This is a genomic window from Verrucomicrobiota bacterium, assembly GCA_038744685.1.
GTDB lineage: Bacteria > Verrucomicrobiota > Verrucomicrobiia > Opitutales > Puniceicoccaceae > Puniceicoccus.
Genome location: JBCDMB010000034.1, coordinates 22,906 through 29,458, shown reverse-complemented (window position 1 = coordinate 29,458; position 6,553 = coordinate 22,906). Strand labels below are relative to the sequence as shown.

Genomic DNA, 6,553 nt, shown 5'->3' with positions numbered 1-6,553 from the left:
CCAACGATCAAACGACAACTTGAAATCAGGACTTCACAATTCGATTGGCGGACCAATGACCTGCGAAGGTCTGCGGTTACTCATGTTCGATCCATTTTAGAAAACCCTATCCTAGTGTGGTGTGAGCGAAGTTCGTTTCTAAAAAGATCTTTGAGTAGCCAATTCGCTGTTTCACCGAAGGAGTCGCTGGAGGGTCCGCGTCTCGCGGACCGTTCGATTATCTGGATTGCCAAGCGGTGCGGACACCGAGACGGCGTCCCTCCATGGTTGGGGATGTTAATCTGCGGGTTAATTTCCTGACACCACACTAGAGCCGTTCTCGAGTAGATTCTGTCTTGGATACTTGCCCGTTCGAGCGGAATAAACGTAGGCCGACTCAGCCAGTGAATGCTATTGCTTCCAGCAGATAGCTAGAAGCAATAATCCAGACTTGCCGACGGCGGGAACAACGCCCATCGTTTGGCTTGATGATAACGAGTCTCAAATTAGGATTTGCGATGAGAATCCGAGGGTTTGGGGGCTTATTGATGATTCAGCGAGAAGGTGTGTGTGGATTTTGGAAGAGACAAAGGATTACCCGGGCTCCGCAGAACCAAACCAAGTGAACTATGAGTAAACACGTACAAACGCTGACTCTGATACTGCACCTTCAACTCTTTGGAGCGACACTTTTTGCTCAAGACGAGAGTCTGTCCTCGGTCGTTAAGTCCGGTGAGGATAGTGGAATTGATCCGTTTTTGAACTACGATCTTAGCCTGTGGGGAAACACTTCCGGTGGTATCACTCGAGGGGTGCGCTTCAACAGCCTTCTCGAGTTTGGTGCTACTGCAGATACAGAAAAACTAGGTTGGTGGGATGGTGGTCAGATCTACGCGAGTTTCTTGTGGAACGAAGGCAATTTGACGGATATCCCGCTCACCGGTCTGGAAGGCGCCTTTGGTTTGGATCACAATCAGGCGTCGGATACGTTCCGGGTGTACTCAGTTTACTACCAACAGAATTTCGATTCGGACCGCTACACTTTTAAGATCGGGCAGTTGCTGGCCGACGATGACTTTATGGCCTCCAATTATGCGGGATTATTCGTCAATTCTGCTTTCGGAGTCCTTCCGACAATTGGTAATTTGTCTGGGTTTCCGGAATTTCCCGTAGCGGCGCCAGGGGTTTTTGCGAGTGCCCAGGTCTCTCAGGAGGTGGGTCTGCAAACAGGGTTCTACACGAACGATGCGGGACCGGATGAAGGCTCGAACTGGGGCTTTGACTGGCGCTTGGGAGGCACTGCCGGATACGCATGGTTCTCGGAAGCAAACTACGCCCCGACGCTGGGCGGGTTGCCTGCGTCCCTTACCGCTGGTTTTTTCATGCAAATTGATGGGGTGGCTACCGATCAAGGCACGGGAGACACGGTGAATGATGAGGAGTTATACAGCGTCTACTTTATGTGGGACCAAAGTCTGGCACAGGACGACAAGGGAAACGACGAAGTAGGGGCTTTTGTGCTGGTTGGCTACAACCTCGACGACGAGAGATACCTGGTGAATCCGTTTTACATGGACGCGGGCGTGAACTGGTTTGGACCGATAGCGGGGCGCGAAAACGATGTTCTGGGCGCCGCCTTTAACGTCGGAACCTATGGTTCCGATTATCGTGCGGCCAACCCGACTACGGAGGATAGTCAGTGGATCCTCGAGCTAACCTACAGTGCTCAATTATCCGATAATGCAATCCTCCAACCGGACATTCAGTACATAATCGATCCTGAAGGTGCTTCAGCCGATGATGCTTTGGCCGTCGGGTTTATCTTGAGCGTTTCGCTTTGAGGGCGCTTAAGACGGTTTACTTGATTAAACCGAGCTCGGAAAACATCGTATACTTGTCCCAGACTACCCACGTCTTAGCGATCTTTCCTTCCGAATCGTACTCGTCGATCGAGATTCCGGACCAAGTCACTGTCTTGTTGGTGGGCTCGAGACCTTCATAGGTGCCTGACTGCACTGCTTTGTAGGTCCAGTGGGTGGCTACCCGATTGCCTGCGGCGATCTGCATTTGAATCGTGACTTCGGTGCCGGGGAAAGCCGTCTGGTAGCTCGATACGATCTCTTTCAACTGGGCGAGGGTTACTCCTTTTTCGTCATCGCTCGCTGCGACAGGCTCCTGATAGTTGATGTAACCCTCCGCGAATAGTGGACCAATATCTACCTCGTAGTCACTATTCCACCACTCAATAGAGGCGCGGGAAGTGGCCTTTTGCGCTTCGATAGTGTCGGAATCCGAAGTTGACGATTGTGCAAGAGCTTTGGAAGCCCCGAGAGAGAGGGCAAGAAGTGCGGTGGCGGTTGTGAGTATAGTCTTCATTTTATCAATAATTTTCATCTACGTTATCGGTCAGTCCCTATGTTGTTTGGCAGAAGATAGACTGGATTACAATGAGACAACGCCGCCACATCATTTTTTACCAAACCTTTTGCAAATGAATGTCTGAGAGAGGATCATCCAAGCTGTCTGATCGATTCTTGAGCTTCGTTGAGCGAGTCGGGAATCGGTTGCCGGATCCGGTTACGCTTTTTGCTTTGCTGGCGGCTGGGGTAGTTCTTCTTTCGGCACTCGTCAGCGTTTTGGGGATTTCGCTTACAACCCCAAGCAACGGGGAGAGAGTTACCGCAGTCAACCTTCTTACGATCGAGGGTTTGCGTCGCATGCTCACCGAGGCGATTGATAACTTTGCGGCTTTTCCGCCACTCGCATTGGTTTTGGTGACCATGATTGGTGTGGGGGTTGCGGAGCGATCAGGTTTCGTAAGTCAAGGACTGCGTCTGCTTGTTCTGTCGTTTCCGCGGAGTCTGTTGACAGCCGCAGTCGTATTTGCAGGCATCATGAGCAGTATAGCGGCGGATGCGGGCTATGTTGTCCTGACGCCCTTGGGGGCGTTGCTCTTTGCGAGTGTCGGGCGCCATCCGCTGGCCGGGTTGGCCGCTGCGTTTGCCGGAGTTTCGGCGGGCTACAGTGCCAACCTTCTCCTCACGACGCTGGATCCGCTGCTCTCGGGTCTCTCAACGGTTAGTGCTCAGCTCATTGACCCCGACTACGTCGTGCGACCCACGGCGAACTACTACTTCATGATCGCTTCGACCTTCTTCCTGACCGCCGTTGGCACGTTTATCAATAATCGCTTCGTCGAGCCGCGTTTGGGAGAATGGAAGCCACCACTTGGCTTTGAGGAAGAATTTGGAGAGACGCTCGACCGTTCGATTTCGCCCCGGGAGAAAAAGGCTCTTCTGACCTCGTCGGTGGTTTTTCTCGGGCTGCTTGCAATCATTGGTCTCCTATTCATTCCGGAAAATGGACTCTTCCGCACGACTGAACAGGGTGCGAAACCATTTTTCGACAGCCTCGTTATGCTGATGATGATTCTCTTCCTCGCTGTCGGCCTGACTTATGGCTGGATGGTCGGGAGCATTCGGAATGATAAGGATGCCGTTTCAATGATGTCTGCTTCCTTGGGAACAATGGGAGGGTATATCGTGCTGGCGTTTTTTGCGGCGCAGTTTGTTGCCTATTTCCAGTGGTCGAACCTCGGTCTAATGGTCGCGGTGGGAGGAGCTGACGTTCTCGACAAGGTTGGTCTGACCGGTTGGCCGCTGGTTGTCCTCTTCGTATTGATGGCGGCCGTGATCAACCTTTTCATCGGTAGTGCGTCTGCCAAGTGGTCGGTCATGGCCCCAGTCTTTGTGCCGATGCTCATGTTGCTCGGTTATTCTCCCGAGCTGGCACAGCTCGCATACCGGGTGGGTGACTCGACTACGAACATCATTACACCGCTGATGCCGTATTTTCCTGTGATCATCTGTTTTGCAAAACGCTACGTCCCCGATGCTGGAATGGGGACTCTCTTCTCTGCGATGCTGCCTTACTCCATTGGTTTCACGATTCTCTGGGTCATTATGATGATGGTCTGGGTATCGCTGGGTATCCCCATTGGGCCGGATGCGCCGATTCACTACAACTCCGGCGTATCGCTTTGAGGAGACGGAGTTGGGGCAACGCTAGTGTTAAATAAAGGACAGGAGGGAGCTGTTTATTGGAAAAATTTGGCTCCATACGAAGAAGGTTTGGGACTATGGAGGTTGCTGTGAATCTCTTTTCGTCGCGACCTTGATCATGACAGAATTCGTGCTCATACATGGTGGCTCTCACGGAGCTTGGTGTTGGTCGAAGGTCATTGATGAGCTTGAGAAACTTGGGCACCGTGGTATCGCATTCGATTTGCCGGGCCACGGAGAGGATTTTACGCCGAGAGAGACTGTAACCAAAGACTCTTATGTTGAAGCCGCGAGTAGATTTATTTCTGAGCTCGATTCTAATCGTGTCGTTGTCGTCGCCCATTCAATAGCCGGTATGATTTTACCTGATTTGGCCTCGTCTCTCGGCAAGAAGCTCAAAGAGATTATTTATGTGGCTGCAGTCGTTCTTCAAAAGAGTCAGAGAACCATCGATCTGATCCCCGAAGATCGAAGACCAAGCTATTTTGAAATGGCAGTGCTATCCGAGGATAACTCTCTCTTGTTGGACTTCGATAAAGCGTATTCACTTTTTTTCTCCGATCTACATGAGGAAGAGGCGCGATCCCTGTATGACCGGCTTACTCCTCAACCTTTTGCGGTTTACCTCGCACCAGCGAGAGAAGATCCTACGTCCAGTTATGTACCGATGAGATATATCCTTTGTACAGAAGATAGAGTTTTCCCTGCACCCATGTGCAGAGAATGGGCTGGGGCACTAGGTGTACCTATCGAGGAAATCGTCTCTGGTCACGACGTGATGCTCAGTCATCCCCGAGAATTGGCTAACGTCTTGATGCATTTACGTTCCCCAAAAGAACCAACTCATCAAAAAGGGTCATAAACCGAGGAGACGACAGGTTTTTTCTCTTCACCCGTCGAAGAAGCATCTTTGTAACGGGAGACAATTGCCTCATTCTTGGGTCGGGAGGCGATCTCTAGACGATCGTCTCGTCAGGTTCCCTTTCAAGAAAGGCCCTGCCATTGCTTCTTGCGGGATCGTCAATCATCTCGGCCCACTGGAGTCCGTACTCGCGGATCGTTTCTTCTGGGACACTGTCCGCTTGATACATCCAAACGGGAACCATGTAGTTCATTTGGCAGAGGTTCGCCGTTAGTTGAAACGGTCGAAGCAAATCGTAAATCGTGGCATAGATATCAAAGCCGTTGTAGTACTTGCCCTGTCCGCCGGCCGAGAGAATCAGTTGCATGTCTTTCCCTCGAAGGCGATTGCCTTTGCGTCCGTAGGCGAATCCGTAGGTCAGCACATCATCTAGCCACTTCTTCATGAGAGGTGGACTTGAATACCAATAAAACGGGAACTGAAATACGATTCTGTCGTGCTCCTCCAAAAGCTTTTGTTCATGTTTCACATCGATCTTAAAATCCGGATATTCACCATACATATCCCGACTCGTGGTGATCTTTCCAGACGCCTCTAGTTGTTCCTTCCAGATCCGGTTGACCCGTGATCCCGGCAGATCGGGATGGAAGACTATGTTCATGATTTTCATTAGTACCTTTCTATTGAGAGTTCATTCCGGTGACCGGAATCCAAAGTGCTTCAGGGCGGCTCGCGCCACCGGTTCACCTCTCTCTTGGACAAAATGATCTGCTTCCGGAATTTCCATCGGATTTGGACACCCTTTGATTAAATCTCTCATCTGTAACATGACCTCAGGACCAAGCATTTTATCACGCATGCCTATGGCCATGAAACTTTCCCCTTCCCAGCGTTCACTCCAAAACTGAATCGCTTTGAGAGAGGTGTTCACTCCGGGAAAGTCGGGTTGACTTGCGACTAGCGACGGGAACTTTCTGACCCCGGCTTTGTAGGATTTGTCAGGGAATGGTGCTTCGTAAGCTAAGGCCTCTGCGTCGCTTATACCGGGAGCGTGACGTTTAAATACTTCAAAAATTGGTGTGTCCTCATCACTTTCGATAAAGTCCTTCCACTCATGAAAAGCCTCATTTACCTCGCCGGTCATAATACCCGTGTTCATGATCAACAATCGTTTAAATTTCTCGGGCATTTCCTGAGGCAAAGTGAGTCCGAGAACGCCACCCCAGTCCTGACAAACCAATGTAATGTCCTTCAAATCGAGCTCCTCAATAAACCGGAGCAAGAAGTTCCGATGAAAACCGAACGTATAGACATCTTCCTCAGTCGGTTTATCCGATCGGCCGAATCCCAGTAAGTCGGGAGCGATCACTCGTGCACCGGCAGAGGTGAAGATCGGGATCATTTTCCGATAGAGATAACTCCAACTCGGCTCCCCATGAAGACAAAGGAAGATCTCTTCTGAATTCGGACTTCCTTCGTCAATGTAGTGGGCACGAAGATTTTCGTAGCCTTGAAGTCGGTCGATGTAATGTGGTTCGAAGGAGTAGTCCGGTAACCCCTCAAACCGCTCGTCAGGTGTGCGTAGTTTTCTCATGGACTCTAATAGGTTCGCATAGGTCATTTGACCTATAGATTAGATTTAGGTCTATTG

At 50.7% G+C, this 6,553-nt stretch carries 6 protein-coding genes; 3 read left to right on the top strand and 3 right to left on the bottom strand.

Translation table 11 applies throughout. The features are described 5' to 3' along the window. The first annotated feature begins 608 nt into the window (after window positions 1–608). Window positions 609–1,820, top strand: coding sequence for a carbohydrate porin (locus AAGJ81_14385; GenBank protein MEM0967331.1), 1,212 nt, complete (start codon window positions 609–611; stop codon window positions 1,818–1,820). A gap of 16 nt (window positions 1,821–1,836) precedes the next feature. Here the strand turns inward: AAGJ81_14385 and AAGJ81_14380 are convergent, their stop codons facing one another. Continuing rightward, complete coding sequence (locus tag AAGJ81_14380) at window positions 1,837–2,355, bottom strand: ester cyclase (GenBank protein ID MEM0967330.1); 519 nt, start codon at window positions 2,353–2,355, stop codon at window positions 1,837–1,839. Between the two features lie 119 nt (window positions 2,356–2,474). Between AAGJ81_14380 and AAGJ81_14375 the strand changes: the two genes are divergently transcribed. Both AAGJ81_14375 and AAGJ81_14370 read left to right on the top strand, forming a co-directional pair. Next, window positions 2,475–4,022 carry an AbgT family transporter gene (locus tag AAGJ81_14375; protein MEM0967329.1) on the top strand — a complete coding sequence of 516 codons (1,548 nt, stop codon included), beginning with the start codon at window positions 2,475–2,477 and terminating at the stop codon, window positions 4,020–4,022. 136 nt (window positions 4,023–4,158) lie between these two features. Then, window positions 4,159–4,902, top strand: coding sequence for an alpha/beta hydrolase (locus AAGJ81_14370; GenBank protein ID MEM0967328.1), 744 nt, complete (start codon window positions 4,159–4,161; stop codon window positions 4,900–4,902). Between the two features lie 94 nt (window positions 4,903–4,996). Here AAGJ81_14370 and AAGJ81_14365 read toward each other — a convergent pair whose 3' ends face one another. Next, window positions 4,997–5,563: an NAD(P)H-dependent oxidoreductase gene (locus tag AAGJ81_14365; protein ID MEM0967327.1), complete on the bottom strand. Its 567-nt coding sequence runs from the start codon at window positions 5,561–5,563 to the stop codon at window positions 4,997–4,999. 30 nt (window positions 5,564–5,593) lie between these two features. After that, on the bottom strand, window positions 5,594–6,496 hold the full coding sequence (locus tag AAGJ81_14360) for a haloalkane dehalogenase (GenBank protein ID MEM0967326.1): 903 nt from the start codon (window positions 6,494–6,496) through the stop codon (window positions 5,594–5,596). Between the last annotated feature and the right edge of the window lie 57 nt (window positions 6,497–6,553).

Coding starts and splice junctions, on each gene's coding strand:
- AAGJ81_14385 (MEM0967331.1), top strand. CDS start 609: ATGAGTAAACACGTACAAACGCTGACTCTGATACTGCACCTTCAACTC.
- AAGJ81_14380 (MEM0967330.1), bottom strand. CDS start 2,355: ATGAAGACTATACTCACAACCGCCACCGCACTTCTTGCCCTCTCTCTC.
- AAGJ81_14375 (MEM0967329.1), top strand. CDS start 2,475: ATGTCTGAGAGAGGATCATCCAAGCTGTCTGATCGATTCTTGAGCTTC.
- AAGJ81_14370 (MEM0967328.1), top strand. CDS start 4,159: ATGACAGAATTCGTGCTCATACATGGTGGCTCTCACGGAGCTTGGTGT.
- AAGJ81_14365 (MEM0967327.1), bottom strand. CDS start 5,563: ATGAACATAGTCTTCCATCCCGATCTGCCGGGATCACGGGTCAACCGG.
- AAGJ81_14360 (MEM0967326.1), bottom strand. CDS start 6,496: ATGAGAAAACTACGCACACCTGACGAGCGGTTTGAGGGGTTACCGGAC.